Below are 20,308 nucleotides of genomic sequence, written 5' to 3'. Positions count from 1 at the left end.
TTAACCTGTAGAATTAGACCATTTTATTGAACAACCAATACTTGATTTTTGGTCAATTGGAGGATTGCTAGTTTTTGCAATAAATTTCATCGCTTGAAATAAATCACTACTTCCTATTTCATAATTTTGAACTTTCTCTTTTTTTGCATTGTTAAAACGTCCACGATAACGAAGTTTTAAATCAGCGTTAAACCCAAAGAAATCAGGGGTACAAACAGCACCATACTCTTTAGCTACTTCTTGGTTACTGTCAATTAAATATGGAAATGTAAACTTATTTTTCTCTGCAAAATTAATCATGTTTTCAAAGGAGTCTTCTGGGTACTTATTCACATCATTTGGCATGATTGCAATGGTGTTTACCTGATAATCTTTTTTCAACAAATTAACATCGCTTACTAGATTGCTAATAATTGATTGAACGTAAGGACAGTGATTGCATATAAACATTACAATAAGACCATTTTCCCCATAGCAGTCACTTAATGTATAATATTTGTTATCCACTCCCAAGAGATTGAAATTCTTTGCAGTAAAGTCTAAATCTATCTTAGGAGTGTCTAGCGTAACCATAGCTCATAGAGAATTGTATACCGTATATAATTTATGATCTTATTGCTTAAATGTCAAATGGTTTCTATGTACACTATTTGCATTTAGCATTGTAATTATAAAATTTATGTTCATAACCTTCGAAGGAATAGATGGTTCTGGTAAAACAACACAGTCTGAGTTACTTGCAAATTATTTCAAGCAAATTCACGGTGAAAATAATGTCGTATTGACTAGAGAACCAGGTGGTACTGATTTTGCAGAAAAAATAAGAGGATCACTACTTAAGGATAGTATTGATCCCATCTCTGAACTTTTATTATTTACCTCAATGAGATATGAACATATGAAAGAATTAATACTACCAGCTCTTAAAGAGGGAAAGACAGTTATTTGTGATCGATTTATCGATTCAACTATTGCGTATCAAGGGTATGGACTAGGTGTTGACTTGAGTCTAATAAGAGACTTACACAAATTAGTGGAAATTAAATATCCAGATATCACATTTATTTTAGATATTGATGTTCAAGTTGGACTCAGCAGAGCAAAGGATAAAAATAAGTATGAAGAAATGAGCATTGATTTCTATCATAAAATTCGAAAAGGATTTCAAGAAATAGCTATAAAAGAATCTAATAGATGTAATGTTATTACTGGAATTGCAGATAAAGACAACAATAAAGTGTATAGTGAAATTATTGATGTAATAAGAAAAAAGAAAAAAGGCATGCAGCCGCTATAATTTTGTCAATAAATACCCTGAGTTTTTTACTGAATGTTACGATTGAGCCTACAGGTCAAAAACAAGCTTTGAGTTAGAAATAACATTGCTATTATAATAAAAGAAATCGCAATATTTGTACAATTGAAAGATGGTTGCGGGAGTAGGATTTGAACCTACGACCTTCAGGTTATGAGCCTGACGAGCTACCGAGCTGCTCCATCCCGCGTCGTTGCTTATTTATTATTATATGCGTAATAATAATAAATAAAAGAATAAAATCACACTATTACATATATTTATATATCTATTAACCTTTCTTAACATGATAGTAAATTATATACATAACAATCTGTGCAATGAAAAATATAACTTGATATTGTGGTTCCCTATTTTTCAGTGTGCAGGAATTTTAACCTATTTCTCATTAAATTTTGAACCAAGCTGTGCTTTCACTATATCTATTTTTCTCTTGCTTTCACCTATACTAATTCTGATTGCAATATTATACAGGAAATACGCAATATTATGCATTTCTTTAATTGCAGTGCTCATAGGATTTACAGCCAGCAAATTCAGAACAGATTCAGTTAATACTCATATTCTTGATAAGGAAAGGTATGTGAAAGATATTGTTGCTACAGTGAAGGATATTAACGATAGGGGCTCATATAAACAATTTTTGCTTTATGAAATAAAAAACACGAAGTTCAAGCTGGATAACATCAGAATATCAGTTAAAACAAAAGCGGAAGAAGGCATTAAAATAGGGGATCAAGTAAAATTATCAGCAAAACTCTTTCCTCCAAAAATTGCGCCTTCGGAATATGCATATGATTTTGCAAGAATAGCATATTATCAGAAAATAAGTGCAACAGGCTTTGCAACAAGCAAAATAGTCCTGTACAAAAAGGCTGAAGCAAGAAAATTTCAAGAGTATATAGAATCTTTCCGTCAATATATCTATGAAAACCTACAGCAAAATACCAAAAAGCCACACGCGGACATAATCTCTGCATTATTAATTGGCAAAAAAGACGGGATAGATCAAAAAACTATGAATGCGATACGAGATTCAGGTATAGCACATTTATTCGCTATATCTGGTTTACATTTATCGTTTGTTGCTGGTCTATTTTTTATAGTATTCCGTAATTTATTTGCAATATCTGAAACTTTGACTCTTAAATATAACACTAAAAAAATATCTGCATTCTTTACTATCTTGCCAACTACCTTTTATTTGTTGATTACCGGTATGCAAATTTCTGCTCAGCGTGCCTACATCATGGTGATCTTGGTACTTGTTGCAATAATCATAGAAAGGAAATATCGAGGATTAATAGCAATTGCGTTTGCTGCTTCGGTGATACTCATAGTGGAGCCAGAAGCAATCTTAAAGCCAGGTTTTCAAATGTCATTTTCTGCTGTTTTGGCACTAGTTGCCAGCTATCAGATCAATGCTAATAAGTTATTCAAAATAAAAATAATAAAATATTTTGTGTCGATAATGATCAGCTCAGTCATAGCAAGTTTAGCAACTGTTCCGTACACAATATACAATTTTAACTATTTTTCAATCAGTGGCATTATCACAAATTTGATTGCTATACCAATAGTTACACTCATTATTATTCCACTTGGAATAATTTATGTTTTATTGATTCCTTTAGGTATTGAATGGATTATAGCGCCATTTATAGAGCGCCCAATTGACAGTATCTTGTGTATAACAAATGCAATCGCTAGTCTTCAGTATTTGGTTATTCCCACTCGCACTTTTCCTGGCTCATCAATTATTATAATAACACTTGGGTTATTGTGGCTATGCTTGTGGGAAAGGAATTGGCGTTTTTTTGGAATTTTCTTTATTGTGCTGGGTATTTTCTCTAGCGCTATGTATAGAACCCCTGACATCCTGGTCAGTATTGATAATCTTGCTGTAAAAGAAGATGACAGTTTACTATATTCTCTTACTAGGAAAAATAGGAACTTTGTTGTCAAAACATGGGCTAAACAAAACGGGCAGAATCAAATTTTGAATCACACTAAATTCAGTAATTCAAACAAAAGGCTAAAATGTAATGATTATGACTGTACATATAATAAAGGAAATAATAAGTCAGTGTTGCTAGCTCATAAAAGAGAAGATATTTTAGAAAATTGTAACAATGTCGATCTAGTAATTCAGTTAAGCAAGTTTAACTATCCAGCTTGCAATACTAAAATCATCAAATACTCTGACTTAGAGGCATATGGCACACACTCTGTTTGGCTAGCAAATAGTGGCATAAAGGTTAGCAAAGTCCGTTCTAATCGTCCTTGGCATAAGCCAAAAAACTTGTTTTAAAAGTGTTATTAGTATATAATTAATTAGGTGCTAGGAAGTTTATGCCTTTAGATATAATAAATCCTTTAAGTGTTAAAGTAGATCATAATTTTGCCAAAATAGATGATGCTATTGGTTTTTTCCCTAGATTATGGCATGCAGCAAAGAAATATTCCGTAAGTAACACTCTACCTATAGCAGCTGTAAATACTTGGCTTCAATTTTCTTTGGCTTATGTAGCTGCAATAATAATAACTAGTAATAATTTAAGCTTTATTACAGATATTTTTAACCCAACATTCATGCCAATTTACACTTTGGTTTCTATTATTCTTTTAACAACTTTTGCAGCCTCTTCTGCTATGAGATATATGCATAAGCAGAAGATAAAAGAAGGAAAAAAGCCGATAGAGGAATTAATAAATGATAAAATTAGAGGTGGCAAAGACAACGAGATAAGTGAACTTGCTGAAAATGCTCTAAAAATAGAGATAAAACCAAATTTAAGTTTTACAAGTCACAAAAAAGCAAGCTTTTCAATAATTTTGCCAATCTCTGAAAATCAAAAAAAAATATTAGATGATCAAAGACAAGAGAATAAGAATAAGGCAATTTTTCTTACCATACCATATGTAATTCTTACTATTACCCACAAATATAAAGTTCGTGAGCAAGTCGCCATCCTTCTGCTAGATCAAAGAGACGTCTCCATCCTTTCCAAATAGTAATGGGGCCTGGTTCTAGATCATTTTTTCTAGCCAAATGTCCTCCAAGTTGAGCAATCCATGAAACAGCTTCTTTTATAGTAGGAGTTGCATTTGAACATGGTTTTCTATGTATTTTTACATATAGAACTTTCCATTCTTCTTCGGCTAATAAGGTAGTACACGGTAATGTTGGATCAGTTCTTGCAATTGTTGTAATAAAGAAAATTCTCCAAGCAATAATACTCATTACTGTTAAATATCGCATCAACCTTTCTGCTGTTCCAAGCCTACATTCTTCAACTTTGAGACCAGATTTTAAAATTTTATGTAATATTTCTATTTTCCATCTAAGACAATACCACCTAACTTTTTCAACAGCTTCATCAAAGGTATTGACTGGAAGATTTGTTAAAAGCATCCACTCTAGCGGATTTGTTTCAGAAGGAAAGTCTTTTTCAACAACGTAAACTGCATAGTGTGGTAATTTAAGTAATTCTTCTGTCTTATGCCTAATACTATTCTTAGATGGATGCATAATAAACTTTCCGAATCTAACTTCCAAATGTGCTGTTCTTTTTGGCTTATTATCTTTTGCAGGAACTTCAACTTTTACCGTACCTGCACAATGAGAGGATTTAATAAATTCCCATAACTTCTGCTCACCTTTTTCAGGATATCGAGATTTTCTATTTACTGCCCTATCTTTGGAAGCTCTAACTAACACTGCCGAATTAAGATTATATGCAAGCTCAAAAAACTCATATATATCTGCTTCTCTATCGCATATAGTTATAGTCTCAGTTTGAGTTGAATCAATAATGTTGTTTGTGTTGCTTAAAGTTTCTAACCATTTTATACTCTCTTTATCTTCAATGCGGATACTGTCATTGTTCTTTTTTTTTATGTTTTCAGATTCTTCAGGTCTTGAATAAATTTTTTGATCTAGTATCCCTAGTACCAAACCTTCTATACTAACAGCTAGAGCTGTATGCATTATAATACCTTGACTATGTTTTCTTGTAATAACTCCCAATCCACTTGTTTTTTCATGGTCTGTGTATGAAATATAACTTGTATCTTGGATCACAAAAATTTTTTTATGGGCTTTTGTTCTTTCAACTGTTTTAGCAACGTGTGAAGCTAGAATATCGCCTTCTTTCACGTTCTCATTTTGAAAAAAACGATATGCTGCTTTTGCTTCTGACCAACTTCCACACGCCTGATTGATTGAGCTTTCAGGTAAACTTGTAAAACTATCAGCAATATTTACTAATCGGTCAGTTAACCTTTTATCTCCAAGTACAGCATCTCCAAATTCATTTTCAGCCCATTCATTATTCCTGTTTGCCATTTTTTACCCTCAATGTTTGCAAACTTTAATGTTGTAATACTTTATTTTTATGTCCATTTATATTTGTGGGTAATAGTAAGTATGTAATTAGTGCTGTAATTATAGTTGGTGCGTTAATACAAAATAGACTGAGCTTTGCCAATATTCAGGATTTGGAATGGGCCATAGTTGCACTGGCTAGTATCATTGCTATTGTTGGGATATGTATAACATTCAGCAAGCTAAAAAACAATGAGATAAACAATAATCATAATATTGTTAAAAAGTTTAACAATTTGGATATTCTCTTTCCATTCAGAAGAGGTGGGGTTGTATCAGTAATGGAAAAAAAGACAAAAGATGAAGAAGAAAATGATTCTACATCTCGATTGATAAAATTACTTGATAAGCACTTGACTGATTTTACAGATAAAATTGTTGACTCACTTGATAAGCAGTTAGATGAAGTTAAAGGTCTACTCGATAATAAGCTTCTAAAGCCTGCAAATGATGAAATTAAAGAAACACTTGTTCATCTACGAAGAGTCAGAGAAGACATCAAAGAAGATTTGGATGAGTTGCACAAGGAAATCTCGCCCATTTTAAGTGAAGCTAAAGGGCTGGTAAAAAGAGCAAGTTCACTAAACATTGAAAGTATTTTTTCTAGTTTAGATAATGCTATTAAAATCGCTGAAGATAAGGTTGAGCGATTTGAACCAAGCAGATTTGTTGGCTTTTTTAAATCTGGGGAAAGCACAGTTAGTGATGATCCTTTGTTTATAGATATGTTGGAAAAGCAAAAAAAAGAGGCGGAAAAGATAAGGAAGAAATTAGAGGAAGAGCTAAAAAAAGTAAAAGATGAACTAGAAGAATTAAAGAATAAACAAACTCAATCAACCGAACCTAATAGCAGTGAAGGCAGTATTACTGCTACTTCTCTTGAAAAACAGCGAGATGAAGAGAAAAAAGCAATAGAAAAAAATAGATTATTAAAATCAAAAAAAAGGATGAAAGAGCTGGAGCAAGAAAATGCAAAATTGGAAAAAGAATTATCTGAACAAGAAAAAATGGATGAATGGAGAAAAAAAGTTAACGGTAAAGCAAGTGGCTTTCTATATTATTTATTAGAGTCTATTAAGCTAGAAGAAAAAGATAAAAAAGAAGAAAAGAGGGAGTTAACGCTACGGAATTTTGATAATAAAATAATAATTTACTGGAAAGATGGCTCTCAAACAATTTGCCACATTAAAAAACAAGACGGCCTTCAAATTCAACCTAGTACAAAAGTTGATTTTGTGAATCCAGATGTTCATGCAGCATTTGAAGTAGCATGTTCAGGACTTTAAATATTAGTAGTGAAGAGAAAAAATTAAGATTAGATACTTATGTAGCTAAAAAATGCAACATATCTCGCAGTAAAGCGCAAAGATTGATACAGAATGAGCAGGTGAAATTACTTGGTATACCGATAATTAATAATGATCACATAGTAAAACCAGGTGAAGAGTATGTGGTGCATCTCATTCAACCTGACATATCCACATCAATTGAGCCTAATTATGACATAAAACTTGATATCGTCTATGAAGATGATGACATTATAGTTCTGAGTAAACAAAGTAGATTAACAGTACACCCAGGTGCTGGAACAAACAATGATACACTCCTGAATGCAGTGATCGCTCACCTTGGCAAAATTCCATATACAAATACAAGACCAGGAATTGTTCACAGGCTTGATAAAGATACTAGTGGACTCATGGTAATTGCAAAAAATGAACAATCCCACAGCTTCTTGTCTGAACTGCTATCAAATCGTAAAATAAAACGGGAATACTTAGCAGTAATTTGGGGAGCATTACCTAATCTGCAAGGAACAGTAAAAACCCATATTGCTCCAAAACGCAGTAATAAAGAAATGATGTGTGTCACAAAAACAGCAGGTAAATTAGCAATCACTCATTATTCAGTGAAGAAAATTATAGGGCAAGCAAGCCTGGTTAAATGTACTTTAGAGACAGGCAGAACACACCAAATTCGAGTACACATGAGCCACATAGGACATTCTGTAGTTGGTGATCAAGTTTACGGAAAAAATAGTAGTAAAAGTGAAAAACATGCTAAAAACTCTGACTTTATCCGTAATTTCAATAGACAGGCACTACATGCTCACACGCTAGGCTTATATCATCCAAAAAGTAAAGAATATATAGAATTTGTTTCTGATTTACCACAAGACATGCAAGTCTTAATCGGTGAATTTGAAAATATATCTTAACAACATTCATATCAATATTATCATCCATGTTATCAAGAAATTAATTAATGAGAGAAAAACTGCTGCACTACCTAGATCTTTCACTTTTTTTGAAAGTATATGTTGTTCACTGGAAATACGCTCAATTGTTGTTTCAAAAGCAGTGTTAATAATTTCTACAATTAACACCAAAAATAGGCTACTTACCATTACTGCACGTTCTAAATTACTTACATCTAAAACAAACAAAGTTGAAACACATATTATAAAAAGCAGTAACTCCTGTCTAAACGCAACTTCTGATACAAAAGCTGATTTTATTCCTTCACAGGAGTATTGAATTGCTTTTATTAGACGAGTAATGCTTTTCTTCATTATCAATTTTGGAAACTCAATGAATTACACTTATTGCACTCAGGTAAAAAATGCATGAAAATACCTTTCAGTCGTGATCACTTACAAAGATTTTTAAGTTAAAGTCTAGCATATTGTTTGAATCAAGAAAATTAGTACAAAGCCTTTCAACAAACGCTCAAGGCAGTTATAGCATTTCTCATAATAGTCCGAACAGGTCATAGGAAGGCAGAATCAACAGCACGACGAAAGGATTCGAATAGAGGAATGTTTTTCCTGGCTCTGTTTTTTATAGCAAACCAATAATGCTCAATTTTGTTGAAATCTGGAGAATATGGAGGAAGATATAAAATTTCTGCACCAACTCCTTTAGCAAATCTTATTAGACTTATGAAAAGTAGCATTATCAAGGATAACAGTTTGTCCAGGTTCCAAAATCGGTGTCAGAAACTGCTCAAACCATTTATTAAAGATATCCATATTGCAGTGGCCTTTAAAGGTTAACGGAGCAATTATTTTTCTTCCACTTAAGGCTGCAACCATGCTAATTCGTTGAGTTTTCTTTCCAGATTTTAGGGCATAAAACCGCTGTCCTTTCTGGCAATACCCATAGGTTCAGTGTTATCAATGCCAGACTCATCTATATACACTAATTCTTTAGGTTCTTTTGTTGCTATAACCTTTGAAAATTGAGCTCGCTTTTCTTCATTTCTTTCTTTATATCCGTAGGTCTTTTTTTTCTTGTGAATCCTATATTTTTAAGTGCTCGATGAATTGTTTGTCTACTAATATTGCCCCAGCATCTCTGACTGAGTTTTGCCACCTTGCTCATTTGCAAATTCGGCAAATGCATTCCAGTCGGTAATTTTATGCCACGCTTCCAAGCTTTTTTGATTGAAAATCTCCCGTTTTCTCACGTCTTTTCTTCCACTCATATAAAGTTGTTTCTCCAATCTTAAATCTCTTGGCAACAGTTTCTCCACTCTCTCCTTCATCCAATGCTTCCATTACCTTTTTTCTTAAGTCATAACTATATGCTGCTGGCATGCTTACCATCACTACTATAAATCCATATCTTACCTTTTTTGGACTATTATGAGAAGTGCTATATATATTGATACTGACACAAAAATCCTTTAATTAAATTTCTCTCGCCTTAGCTTACACGATCCTCATTTTGAAATAAGTAATAATTTATTATAGTCTTGATATTTAAACATTTTGTATCTGCTGTAATGATTTCACTTCCAATTTGCTATTCTTTACATATTGAATTGCAAGCGCTAACGCTTTACTCCCAGAAGCTGTGGTGCTATAAGCTATATTTTGCAAAATAGCAGTTCTCCTGATATCTTTGCTATCTGAAACTGATTTCACACCTTTTGAGGTATTGATCACTAGATTTATTTTTCCATCTTTGAGCATATCAACTATGTGGGGTCTGCCTTCTCTCACTTTATTTACAGCTTTTGCAGCAATGCCGTTATTGTTCAGATACGAAGCTGTGCCTTTGGTGGCATATATTTCAAAACTCAGTTCTTTCAACATTCGTGCAACAGGCAATATACACTCTTTATCATCATCTTTTACTGAAACCAGAGCTGCTCCTTCTGTTGGTAACTTGTATCCTGCAGCCATGTGCACTTTTGCAAGTGCAGCTTCGAAAGATAAGTCAATTCCCATCACTTCTCCTGTTGATTTCATTTCAGGACCAAGTAAAGTATCAACTCCTGCAAAGCGGGTAAATGGAAAAACAGCAGCTTTAACTGCAAAATGATTGAAAGGCTTGTTTTCCTGATTCAAATTTTTACCCAAAATAACCTGAGTGGCAAGCTTTGCAACAGGAATGTTGATTACCTTGGAAATGAAAGGAACTGTACGGCTAGCCCTTAAATTCACTTCAAGTATGTATACATCACTCTCTTGAACAGCAAACTGAATGTTTATCAGACCTTTCACTTTTAATGCTAATGCTATTCTTTCAGTTTGGAGCTCGATCTCTTTTATTACTTCGTCACTCAATGTATTTGTCGGTATTGAGCATGTTGAATCGCCAGAGTGGATACCAGCTTCTTCAATGTGCTCCATGACCGCTGCAATGAAAACTTTTTTCCCATCACATACAGCATCAACGTCAACCTCAACTGCATTGACTAAAAATTTATCAAGAAGCAGCGATCCGTGTTCAAAAATTTTGGTTTGATTCAAGACATACTCTTTAAAGCTCTGAGTATCGTGTCTAATCGACATAGACTGACCGCCGAGGACATATGATGGCCTGACTACTAGTGGAAACCCCACCTTTTCTGCGTTGGTTAACGCTTCTTCTACTGAATGGCAGATAGAATTTTCAGGTTGTTTTAAATTAAGTTGCAAAGCAAGATTTTTAAATCTCATGCGATCTTCTGCAAGGTCAATAGAATCAAACGAAGTTCCCAGAATTTTGAAACCTCTCTCGTTAAGCACTTTGGCTAACTTTAAAGGCGTTTGCCCGCCGATTTGAACTATTACACCAACCAGTGTGCCATTTTCTTGCTCTTTGCTTAGTATTTCAAGCACATCCTCTGCAATCAGTGGGGCGAAATATAAACGATCAGCGGTATCGTAGTCAGTTGAGACGGTTTCTGGATTACAGTTAATCATTATTGTTTCATATCCCATTTCTTTGGCGGCAGAAGCTGCATGTACGCATGCATAATCAAACTCAATACCCTGACCAATGCGGTTTGGACCACTTCCTAAAATGACAACTTTTTTTCGATCCGAAATATTCGCCTCACATTCCGTTTTATTTTCAACATCACCCTCATAGCAGCCATACATATAAGCAGTGCTCGATTCAAATTCAGCTGCACAGGTGTCTACACGTTTATAAACTTGTTTAGTACCAAACCTTTTCCTTATTGCTTCAATTTGCTCTACTTTCTTATTGCTTAACTTTGCCAACCTTGCATCTGAAAATCCCATTTTTTTCAGCTCTAACATTTCATATGCAGTTCCAGGAAGGCCGTTTTCCTTGATTTTTTGTTCAGCCAAGATGATTTGCTGTATATTTTGCAGAAACCATAAGTCATATCCTGTAATCGAATTTATTTCTTCTATGCTAATTCCGTGACGCATTGCGTCAGCAGCAATCAGTAATCTGTTTGGCAGCAATTTTGCTAATTGAGATTTAACATCTGTGTCTTCAGAAAACACTTCATCAAGTCCCGTGAGCCCTGTTTCAAGTGAGCGAAAAGCTTTCTGTAGTGACTCATTAAAAGTGCGGCCTATAGACATTACTTCTCCCACTGATTTCATGGAGGTTGATAGTTCACAATTCGTCCCCTTAAATTTCTCAAACTCAAATCGAGGAATTTTAGTGACGATATAATCAATCACTGGTTCGAATGCAGCAGGTATAACTGGAGCGCAATCATTACGTATCTCATCGAGCGAATAGCCAATAGCAAGTTTAGTTACAACTTTTGCAATAGGATAACCTGTTGCTTTTGAAGCAAGTGCAGAAGAGCGAGAAACCCTTGGATTCATTTCAATCACAACGAGGCTTCCATCTTCTTTAGGATTCACTGCAAACTGCACATTTGCACCACCGGCGCTAACATCAATTTCCCTCAGCACTGCTATAGATGCATTTCTCATTTGTTGATATTCAGCATCACGCAGAGTCAAAGCAGGAGCAACTGTGATACTATCTCCGGTGTGCACTCCCATTGGATCAACATTTTCTATTGAACACACTATTATACAGTTATCCTTGCAGTCACGGATAACTTCCATTTCATATTCCTTCCAGCCCATAATTGATTCATCTATCTGAACTTCATTTATTGGTGAAATTTTTAGAGCACTTTCTGCAATATTGAAAAACTCCTCTTTATTGTATGCTATGCCGCTACCTGCGCCACCAAGAGTGAATGATGAACGGATGATTGCTGGTAATCCAATGTAATCCAAAGCCTTTTTTATTTGTTCTTGATTTTTTATAATGATACTTTTGGGGTATTTTAGACCTATTTTATCCATGGATTGGCGAAATAATTCTCTATCTTCCGCTTTTTTTATTGCTTCTCTATTTACTCCTATTAATTCTACGTTGTATTTGTCTAACACTCCATCATCTGCAAGTTTTATTGCACAATTAAGTGCTGTTTGCCCTCCCATTGTTGGTAATATTGCGTCTGGCCTCTCCTTAATTATAATTTTCTCTATGATTTCAGGTAGCACCGGCTCAATATAAGTTGCATCAGAGAATTCAGGATCTGTCATTATAGTTGCGGGGTTGGAGTTAACTAAAATGACTTTATAACCTTCACTTTTTAATACTTTACAGCTTTGCGTTCCAGAATAATCAAACTCGCATGCCTGACCTATAACTATTGGGCCTGCTCCTATTACTAATATAGATTCTATATCTGTGCGTTTTGGCATAATTACAATAACGGTCTCTATTCAAGTAATGTTACCAATCTTTCCTGTGTATGTGAATTTTTATTAAACCTAACTACCTTTAGGCTTAACAGTATCTTTGCAGATACTATGGTAATTTACTCGGGAGATTTGCTAAGTGGTAAGATTTGTCCTGATATGCTACAATCTTCAGAAGCAAGTTCTACAAATTTGTCTGTCAGTTTATCAGGTGGCACCAATTCAGATATATCTTTTCCCGGAAATGCTTGCTTATACATTTCACTATCGATAGGCTCTTCCGAATACACGGCATTTATGCACAAATTCGTATGTTTTGTCTCAGATGCATATATCTTCACCATTGCTTCTAGTGCAACTTTACTTGCAGCATATGGCATCCAATATGGATAAGAGGAAGGAGAAAGTGTTATCTTTGAGGTCATGAATATCGCTCTTCCAGCATTAGACTTTTTTAGTATCGGACCCAAATTTTTTAGCAAGTACCAACTGGCAGTAAAATTTGTATTCATTACCTTCTGTAGATCTTCAAGCTCACAATCGTGAACAGGGCTCAACTTACATAAAATTTCAGTGCATGTAATCAGTATATCAAGTGTGCCAGATTCTGATAATTTTGGGCTTTCTATCATATTTGCCAGTTTTTCTACGTTTTCAAAGTCTAAAAGATCAAGCTGAATTAGTTTTACATAGCCTTCTTTAAGCTCTTCAATTTCATTATACAGTGGCTTGAGGTGATCGATAAACCTTGAAATCAGAATCACACATGCACCTTCTCTTACAAACCTTTTTGCAACAGCAGAGCCTATTCCACCTGAAGCCCCGGTAATTAAAGCTACTTTACCTTCTAACTTACCCATTTCTTTCTCCTTAGCAAGATCCATTGAAATATTTTAGCTGAAAATTAAATTTTGCTCCATATATAAAAATCAAACTTAGCACATAAAAAAATAGTAACGATACTACCACACCACCTAAACTTCCATATATCAAATTCAGTTGATCAAAGGAAGCTTTTAAATATTGCTTGAAAGCTGAAGCAGAGATCGTCCAAAGAATAACAGCCACACAAGATCCGGGAAATACGTCTGATAAGTTTTGCTTTATGTTTGGCAATGTAAAATATAGCCAAGATACTATAGTAAAAAGCACAAACTCAATAAGTAAATATCTAGTATAACTTAGCCCTTGGTAAGAAAAATCAATTAACATTGGCACTAATGTAAAAAATACTATAGTCAGAGTTGTAACAAGCGTAATTACTAAAAATTGTAATATACTGAGCACCCTTCTCCATATATAAGGCGATGAAACCGGAACTTTATAGGCCTTATTCAATATCGTTCTAAATCCTTCAATTGTCGATGAGGCAGTCCAAACAGCGCCTACAATTGCCAAGGTTAATAAGCTTTGCGGAGGGCCTGATATTATCTCCCTAATACGTGGCATCAAAGATGATAAAATATCCTGTGGCATGTTATCAATAATAAATGCCCAGCCGACATTGTATTGATCTAAGAAATTTGCGAACGTTGATGCCATGGCCATTAAAACAATAAGAAAAGGAAATATTGATAACAGGATTAAAAATGATAGATATCCTGCGTGCTCCACTCCATCATTATAAATTGTGTCAATTAAAGCACGATAAAGGCAATAAACGATACTATAAAATTTCTGTAGCACTTGTAATATAAATAAACTAAGAAAAGTATTCTAAATGAAATAAAGCATACTTTTAAGCAAAAAATCCTCACCGTTTACTTAAATTTAATCAAAATGATAGATAATCCAGCGTTAAATACGGAGGCATAATGAAAAATTTTCTTCTACTTGTAGCTTTAATTCTTTCCTTTGCATTTGATAATGCTTTTGCTGCTGCTGTTACTGATGATGCAACAACCAATACAATATGCAAAATAGTAGGCTATACTCACGGTATAGGTGGGCCTATGATTACAATAGTGATAATAGGTGCAGCTTTGCTTGCGATATTTGGCAGAATGCCGTGGCCGGCGCTCTTTGCACTCGGTGCATTTACTGCTGTGTTTTTTGGTGCACCTGTAGTTGTTTCAAAAATAGTACCAGGTGGTGTGATCTGTAAAGATGGTGCAACTGCTTGCCCTGATGGTAAAAGATGGAATGCAACAAAAAATACATGCGTATAATAAGCATTAAAGCTTCAAAACATTAGCAAATGGTGCTTCTTTAAGGAGCACCATCATTGCACGAACTTGTGATTTAAGAGCAATTTTTGCCAGTTCATCCAAGTACTGGTTTACTTTATGACGGTGTCATCCCAGTGCTTGACACTGGGATCCAGGAAATTTGATTGGATATTAAGTTTATGAGCATAAAAGCAGTTAATTTTATGTTAAAACACAACATTTTTGATGAGGCTGTATTAAGAGATGGATCCCAGTGTCAGCTACTCGGATGACACCATTTGCTACGCAATTTACTTTCAAAAATGAATGCTCGTACAGCTGTGTGTCAGCTACTTACATAACACCTCTCGAAAATTACTTTAGTTACAAATATTAAGAAATTTACAAAACGAAGAAAAAAGGCAAAAGAATCCCCGTGTGACGAGTTTTAATAATTTAAATTGATAATGTGCTAACAAGCGTGATTTGGCTTAATGTAGAAAAAATTTAAAAAGCCGCTATAATTTTTATGTAATTTGCCAATAAATATTTGAGTTTTTTACTGATTTTTTGATTGAGCCTGCAGGTCAAAAACAAGGATAAATACTCTTAGTATCATGATATGTATAACAATGTTACAAAAAATAATATCATAGAATTCAAGAAGATAATTCCTAGAGGGTTACTCATCTATAAAAGGCCGAATTTTGTTAGCTATTTAGATGTAAAAGGTAAGCTAAATTTTTATAAGGAAAAAACAATAATTAACTAAAAGAGAGCGCTGGACGAAGCAACTTAATTGGTTTGCTATTTCAACCACCATAACTCAATCAACAAATTTTGGAAAAAAACACCGTGTTTTGAGAACCTTATTTATCGACATATAAAATTTTTCTTGCCTCTTTTCAAAGAATAAAACATCTTAAATTAAGAATATTGATAATTCTTTATAGGGGGTATTATGCACGTAGGAAATTCTAATAGTCAGCAGGTAAGTCAGAATTTGCTGTCTTTTTCAGCTAATTCCTCTGATGAGGAGTACTGTGATGCTAGTGATAAGGTTGAGAGATCTTCTATATCTTGTGAAAGTGATTCTGACCTGGAGTCTATTCCTACTGTATCACATTTTAAGCAGCATACTTGGAAAGACGGCAAATCTAAAAAAGTTGGCCAAAGTAGCTTTAATGAAAATAAGGGAACAAGGAAGTCATTTGGTGAAAATGGATATATAGAGGGACAATGGAAGAACAATCATTTGATAGAACTAGATTCGTGTCAATTTACTCATCCACATAATAATAAAACAGTTTATATTAGGAAGCAAAGTCCAGGTTATTTATTTACTTTTGATCAGGAAAACTTTATTGCAAGAGTAAGCTTCAACAAGATTGAAGAGTTAGATTTTGCTGGGCATCCTATAGATATAAAACGAAATTTTCTTGAAAAGCTTAAAATTACTAAAATTATAGAAGATGAATTATTAAATAACAGGGATAAAGCTTATGAACAATTTAAACAGTTTTTGCAGGATAGAAGTGGTAAAACTGCAGATAATCTTGAGTATGCAGAGGATCTTTTTCAGTTTTCTAAAAGATTAGAAGATTGGAGAAAGTTCTCTAGTAATATATCGATATTAGATGATGTAGTTAATAATCAGAACATTTCACGCGAGACAAATAGTAGTAGTCAACAATTGCTTAATAGAGAAAGAGCTCTGGATATAAGAAAGAAAGAGTTTTCTCGAGTTGATCAATTTTATACAAGGGATTTGCTGACAGGATTACAACAAATCTGTAAAGATGGAATAAATAATCACGGAAGTATCTTATATGACAAATATCTTTGGTCTATTTCTGTAATGGCTCCATCTGTTATGGTAGATCATTTATCTGACTTGCATGATAAATCGGTATTTTATATCAGTAATAAAGATATGGAGTTGTTTGCAGATCTTGTTGATATGATGAGTGAGCAACCTTTCCTGGATCTTGTAGGTGATTCATGGAATGCTTTATTTAAAAGGATAAAGGAAATGAGGGGAGAAGCACTAGGGAAACTTGCTTCTTCACAAAGTTTTACACCTTTAACTCATCCTATGTATTTTTATCTTTGTAAGAGCTTTCAGGAGCTAATTTTAGAGATTAGTAGTAAAACAGATATTTCTGTTAATGATCTACTGAAAAAAGACGGTCAAGGAAAATGGGGCTTAATACAAACTATAAATTGGCCATTAACTTCCTCTCTAAACCGCTCTCTCGAACAGCAATATCACTTTATCTTTACACTAATGAAACATTTTGAGCCCGGTTATTATTCTGACAAAAAAGAATTTGAATACAAACTTAAATCGTTACAGGACCCTGGTGATGAAACGTGGTTGCAACGTATAAAAAACTCTGTTTCCAATTTATTTGGCAATAATGAGTTATCATCCATATCTCAAGAGCGCTTAGCATGGATATATATTATTGACAGTGCAATTACTAATCTGCTTTCCGAAAAAGAATTAAAGTTATTTGAACCTCTCATACAAGGCTATATGGATTTTATTAAAAACACAGAAGGTGATCATTATGAGTCATTTCGAATAGCAACACATAATGTTATAAGATTTATAGCACAAACAAGTCCTTATCTTTCAAAAGAGATTTCAGTAATTGATCAAACTATTCTAACAAAACAAATAGAATCTATTAAGAAGGCGTTTTTAGATAAACAATCTGGTGATTTTAGAGATTTGGTAGATGTATATAATGAGTATTGGAAGAATAGGGAATCTATTTTAGAAAAAATTCCTGATAAATTTCCTTATGGGAAGTTCAAGCAAGACATGGAAGAAATACGTCAAACATTACTTAATATTGCAAGTACTGTACTTGATCAAAAAGCAAAATCACAAGAGTTAATTAAGTACTTTAGATCATTTAATGAGTTTTTAGAGGATTTAAATAGTATAGAATTCAGTTGGTTTATTAAAGGAACTAATAATGACTTAACTGAAGTAGAAGTAGCCAATAAAGATAAAAATTCATATAAGGTTTTAGATCCTGAAAATTTCATCAAAAAATATAAGGATAATATCCCTAATCACTACTTAATTGAAATCACTCAAGATCTATTAAATAGTGTAAGTAATTTACTTGAGCAAAAAAAATGGTCTGATGACGATAATTTGAGTGCAGCAAGTGAGTTACTGTCAGCAATTAAGAAATCTTTTCTTTATCTAAAGGAGCAACCTAACTACGTGTCTTTCGATATATTCAAAGAAGAAAGTACAAAGCCGTTTATTTCTGTAGTAGAGAATAGCATATCTTATGAGGATTTTAAAAAACGAATTGGTATCATAGGGGAATCTTTTTGGTATTTAAGAAAACAAGATGAGATTGATATAGACAAAGCTTTAGAGCTATATAGAAAAGAAAACAATAATAGCACAGTAGAAACACTAAGAGATTGCTATAACAGATACTTAAAAGAATTTAACTCCTATATACAAGAGGCTTCTGACAAAAATTACCAAGATAAAATTAAATTTATTACTGAAAAGGTACGGAAGCAATTTAAAACTAATGAATGGAACACAAAATTCAAGAGAGAAACTTTACCTGATCTTCTTGCTGGATTAGCTGCTGTGTGGTCCATACAGGAATCAAAAGATATTACAAGTACAGGAAAGAGCTTAAAGCCTCATTGCATTCAAATATTATGCATTTTGCGATTGTTAAGTGTTGATAAAGACTCTAAAGGTATTGATAAGCATCTTGCGCAAGTCTTAACAGGACAAGGCAAATCGCTTGTACTAGGTTTACTCTCTTCACTATTAGTATTGACAGGTCATAAGGTCAGAACTGTTTGTTATAGTGAATACTTAGCAGCTCGAGATCAACAAGATTTTAACGGCTTTTTTAAGGAGTTTGGTATTGGTGACAAGATAACTTATGGTACATTTGAGGAGATGGCAAATGAAGTGCTGAAACCTGAAATAAATGGTAAGAAGCAAGGTTTAAGGGAGTTAGTTAAAGATCGAATCTTAAATCACAGCGTAGAGCAATCTGGACAGATAAAGCAAGAGGATATCAGTAATACTACTCTTTTAATAGATGAAGTGGATGTTTTCTTTTCTGATCAATTCTATGGGAATACTTATGGTGCATGTAATACTATAAGAATTCCAGCATTAGATAGTATTCAGGAAAAAATATGGGAAATGGCCAGCAAAAATTATGAAAAAAGTACTATTTTGAAAGAGGTAGAAGAATTCATTAAGAAAAAGATAGGAGAAAGAAATCAAGATTTTAAAGAATTTAATAAATTTTTATTTAAACCTGGAAAATACTATCTTTTGAAAGAAAAAGATAATGTGGTTATTAAAAAAGAATATACTAATCGGTCTCTGTATCAAGAACATCTAGAGGAAATGATTGATGCTGCAATACGTGTTACAAAAGGAAGTGATCAAGATTGGTACATTAACAACTATAAAATTAACGATAAAGGAATCATAAGTTATAGAAAATCCGATGGGATTTATTCTACTCACACTTACTGTGGTTACTATAACATATTTAATTATTTTAGATTGAAGAAAAAAGACTTTGATTGTAAAAATTATGGGTATTTGAATATAGGTTGTGGCGTAGTATCTTATGCAAAATTGCCTGAGAAATATCCTCTTATCTTAGGAGTGAGTGGTACCTTAGCTACGCTTAATGATCATGAGAAAAAAGTGGTAAGAGAATCTTATAACATCAGAGAAAATTCCATCATGCCATCTTTTTTTGGTGATTCTCATTTAAAATTTAATTCAAGTGAAAATTTTACATCTCAGAATTCAGAAGAAGAATGGCTCAGTAAAATTTTTAATCATGCAAACTCTAAGGTTGGTTCAGGACAATCAGTGTTAATATTTTTTAATACAGATATAGAAATAAACAAATTCAAAGAAAAATTCTCCGGTAAATTTGATCGATTGCATACATTAACAGAAAATACTGAAGAGCATGCCAAAGAGAAGTATATTGATGAAGCAGGTATTGCAAAAACAATAACGCTAGCAACAAGAGGTATGGGTCGTGGTGTTGATTTTAAGTCTAGTGTTGCTGTAGAAAATAGCGGCGGGGTGCATGTTATACAGACATTCTTTTCACTTGATATAAAAGAAGAAACACAGATTAAAGGTAGAACTGCACGTAAAGATAATAAGGGTAGTTATGAATTGATACTCTGCAAAGAACATTTGATAAATGCTGGATTTATGAAGGAAAAAGAAGCTCCTGTAGATTATCAAAGCTTAAATACAACCAGAAAATTGAAGATAGAAGAAAAAGGCTCAAATAATGAAGAGAGAATTAAAAAATCAGAAAGCAACCATAAGATAACGATCGATTTTCTTGAATCTTTTTTTCAAAAAGAATGTAGCACTAATATAGATCAGCCATCTGTGGAACCAGCAGTAAATAGACAACAAAATAGGTAGGAAT

The 20,308-nt window shown here is 33.5% G+C and carries 13 protein-coding genes, 1 tRNA gene and 1 pseudogene; 7 read left to right on the top strand and 8 right to left on the bottom strand.

The features are described 5' to 3' along the window. Positions 1-573 (bottom strand): thioredoxin family protein, encoded by a 573-nt coding sequence (locus MJ631_RS05525; protein ID WP_213863872.1) that lies wholly within the window; start codon positions 571-573, stop codon positions 1-3. Between the two features lie 106 nt (positions 574-679). Between MJ631_RS05525 and tmk the strand changes: the two genes are divergently transcribed. Then, positions 680-1,297 carry a dTMP kinase gene (gene tmk / locus MJ631_RS05520; protein WP_262986259.1) on the top strand — a complete coding sequence of 206 codons (618 nt, stop codon included), beginning with the start codon at positions 680-682 and terminating at the stop codon, positions 1,295-1,297. A 131-nt stretch (positions 1,298-1,428) separates the two neighbouring features. Here the strand turns inward: tmk and MJ631_RS05515 are convergent. Then, a tRNA-Met gene (locus MJ631_RS05515) sits at positions 1,429-1,505 on the bottom strand. Between the two features lie 96 nt (positions 1,506-1,601). Between MJ631_RS05515 and MJ631_RS05505 the strand changes: the two genes are divergently transcribed. Both MJ631_RS05505 and MJ631_RS05500 read left to right on the top strand, forming a co-directional pair. Further along, positions 1,602-3,626, top strand: a complete 2,025-nt coding sequence (locus tag MJ631_RS05505; RefSeq protein ID WP_026097260.1) for a ComEC/Rec2 family competence protein — start codon at positions 1,602-1,604, stop codon at positions 3,624-3,626. A gap of 41 nt (positions 3,627-3,667) precedes the next feature. Beyond that, positions 3,668-4,330, top strand: a complete 663-nt coding sequence (locus MJ631_RS05500; RefSeq protein ID WP_262986258.1) for a hypothetical protein — start codon at positions 3,668-3,670, stop codon at positions 4,328-4,330. Here the strand turns inward: MJ631_RS05500 and MJ631_RS05495 are convergent. Continuing rightward, the gene (locus tag MJ631_RS05495; RefSeq protein ID WP_214303148.1) at positions 4,251-5,663 is read right to left on the bottom strand and encodes an IS4-like element ISWosp2 family transposase; all 1,413 of its coding nucleotides are present in this window, start codon (positions 5,661-5,663) and stop codon (positions 4,251-4,253) included. The two genes, MJ631_RS05500 and MJ631_RS05495, sit on opposite strands and share 80 nt — an antisense overlap. A 65-nt stretch (positions 5,664-5,728) precedes the next feature. Here MJ631_RS05495 and MJ631_RS05490 point away from each other — a divergent pair, with 65 nt between their 5' ends. Together MJ631_RS05490 and MJ631_RS05485 are read left to right on the top strand one after the other, a co-directional pair. Further along, positions 5,729-6,988: a coiled-coil domain-containing protein gene (locus tag MJ631_RS05490; RefSeq protein ID WP_262986257.1), complete on the top strand. Its 1,260-nt coding sequence runs from the start codon at positions 5,729-5,731 to the stop codon at positions 6,986-6,988. Then, complete coding sequence (locus MJ631_RS05485) at positions 6,973-7,920, top strand: RluA family pseudouridine synthase (RefSeq protein WP_007302305.1); 948 nt, start codon at positions 6,973-6,975, stop codon at positions 7,918-7,920. Before MJ631_RS05490 ends, MJ631_RS05485 begins: the two co-directional genes overlap by 16 nt. Before the next feature lie 6 nt (positions 7,921-7,926). Here MJ631_RS05485 and MJ631_RS05480 read toward each other — a convergent pair whose 3' ends face one another. From MJ631_RS05480 to MJ631_RS05460, 5 genes and pseudogenes are all read right to left on the bottom strand, one after another. Continuing rightward, positions 7,927-8,274: a diacylglycerol kinase gene (locus MJ631_RS05480; RefSeq protein ID WP_007302306.1), complete on the bottom strand. Its 348-nt coding sequence runs from the start codon at positions 8,272-8,274 to the stop codon at positions 7,927-7,929. A gap of 197 nt (positions 8,275-8,471) precedes the next feature. Continuing rightward, positions 8,472-9,300 (bottom strand): annotated as a pseudogene (locus tag MJ631_RS05475) (IS630 family transposase). Between the two features lie 165 nt (positions 9,301-9,465). Continuing rightward, positions 9,466-12,684, bottom strand: coding sequence for a carbamoyl-phosphate synthase large subunit (gene carB, locus MJ631_RS05470; RefSeq protein WP_214303142.1), 3,219 nt, complete (start codon positions 12,682-12,684; stop codon positions 9,466-9,468). Positions 12,685-12,800: 116 nt separating this feature from the next. Further along, the gene (locus MJ631_RS05465; RefSeq protein WP_007302308.1) at positions 12,801-13,565 is read right to left on the bottom strand and encodes an SDR family oxidoreductase; all 765 of its coding nucleotides are present in this window, start codon (positions 13,563-13,565) and stop codon (positions 12,801-12,803) included. Continuing rightward, positions 13,552-14,367 (bottom strand): YihY/virulence factor BrkB family protein, encoded by an 816-nt coding sequence (locus tag MJ631_RS05460; protein ID WP_052264967.1) that lies wholly within the window; start codon positions 14,365-14,367, stop codon positions 13,552-13,554. The genes MJ631_RS05465 and MJ631_RS05460 overlap by 14 nt, the downstream gene beginning before the upstream one ends. Before the next feature lie 128 nt (positions 14,368-14,495). On the opposite strand from MJ631_RS05460, the gene MJ631_RS05455 reads away from it, so the two are divergent. After that, positions 14,496-14,849, top strand: a complete 354-nt coding sequence (locus MJ631_RS05455; protein ID WP_262986256.1) for a TrbC/VirB2 family protein — start codon at positions 14,496-14,498, stop codon at positions 14,847-14,849. A gap of 940 nt (positions 14,850-15,789) precedes the next feature. Continuing rightward, entirely contained in the window at positions 15,790-20,304 is a 4,515-nt protein-coding gene (locus MJ631_RS05450) for a helicase-related protein (protein WP_262986255.1), read from the top strand. Positions 20,305-20,308: the final 4 nt, after the last annotated feature.

Origin of the sequence: Wolbachia endosymbiont of Oryzaephilus surinamensis, assembly GCF_025617515.1 — a bacterium.
In the GTDB taxonomy this organism is placed as follows: domain Bacteria; phylum Pseudomonadota; class Alphaproteobacteria; order Rickettsiales; family Anaplasmataceae; genus Wolbachia.
The sequence above is the reverse complement of the archived record's forward strand: the minus strand, read 5'-3'. Positions and strand labels throughout refer to the sequence as shown.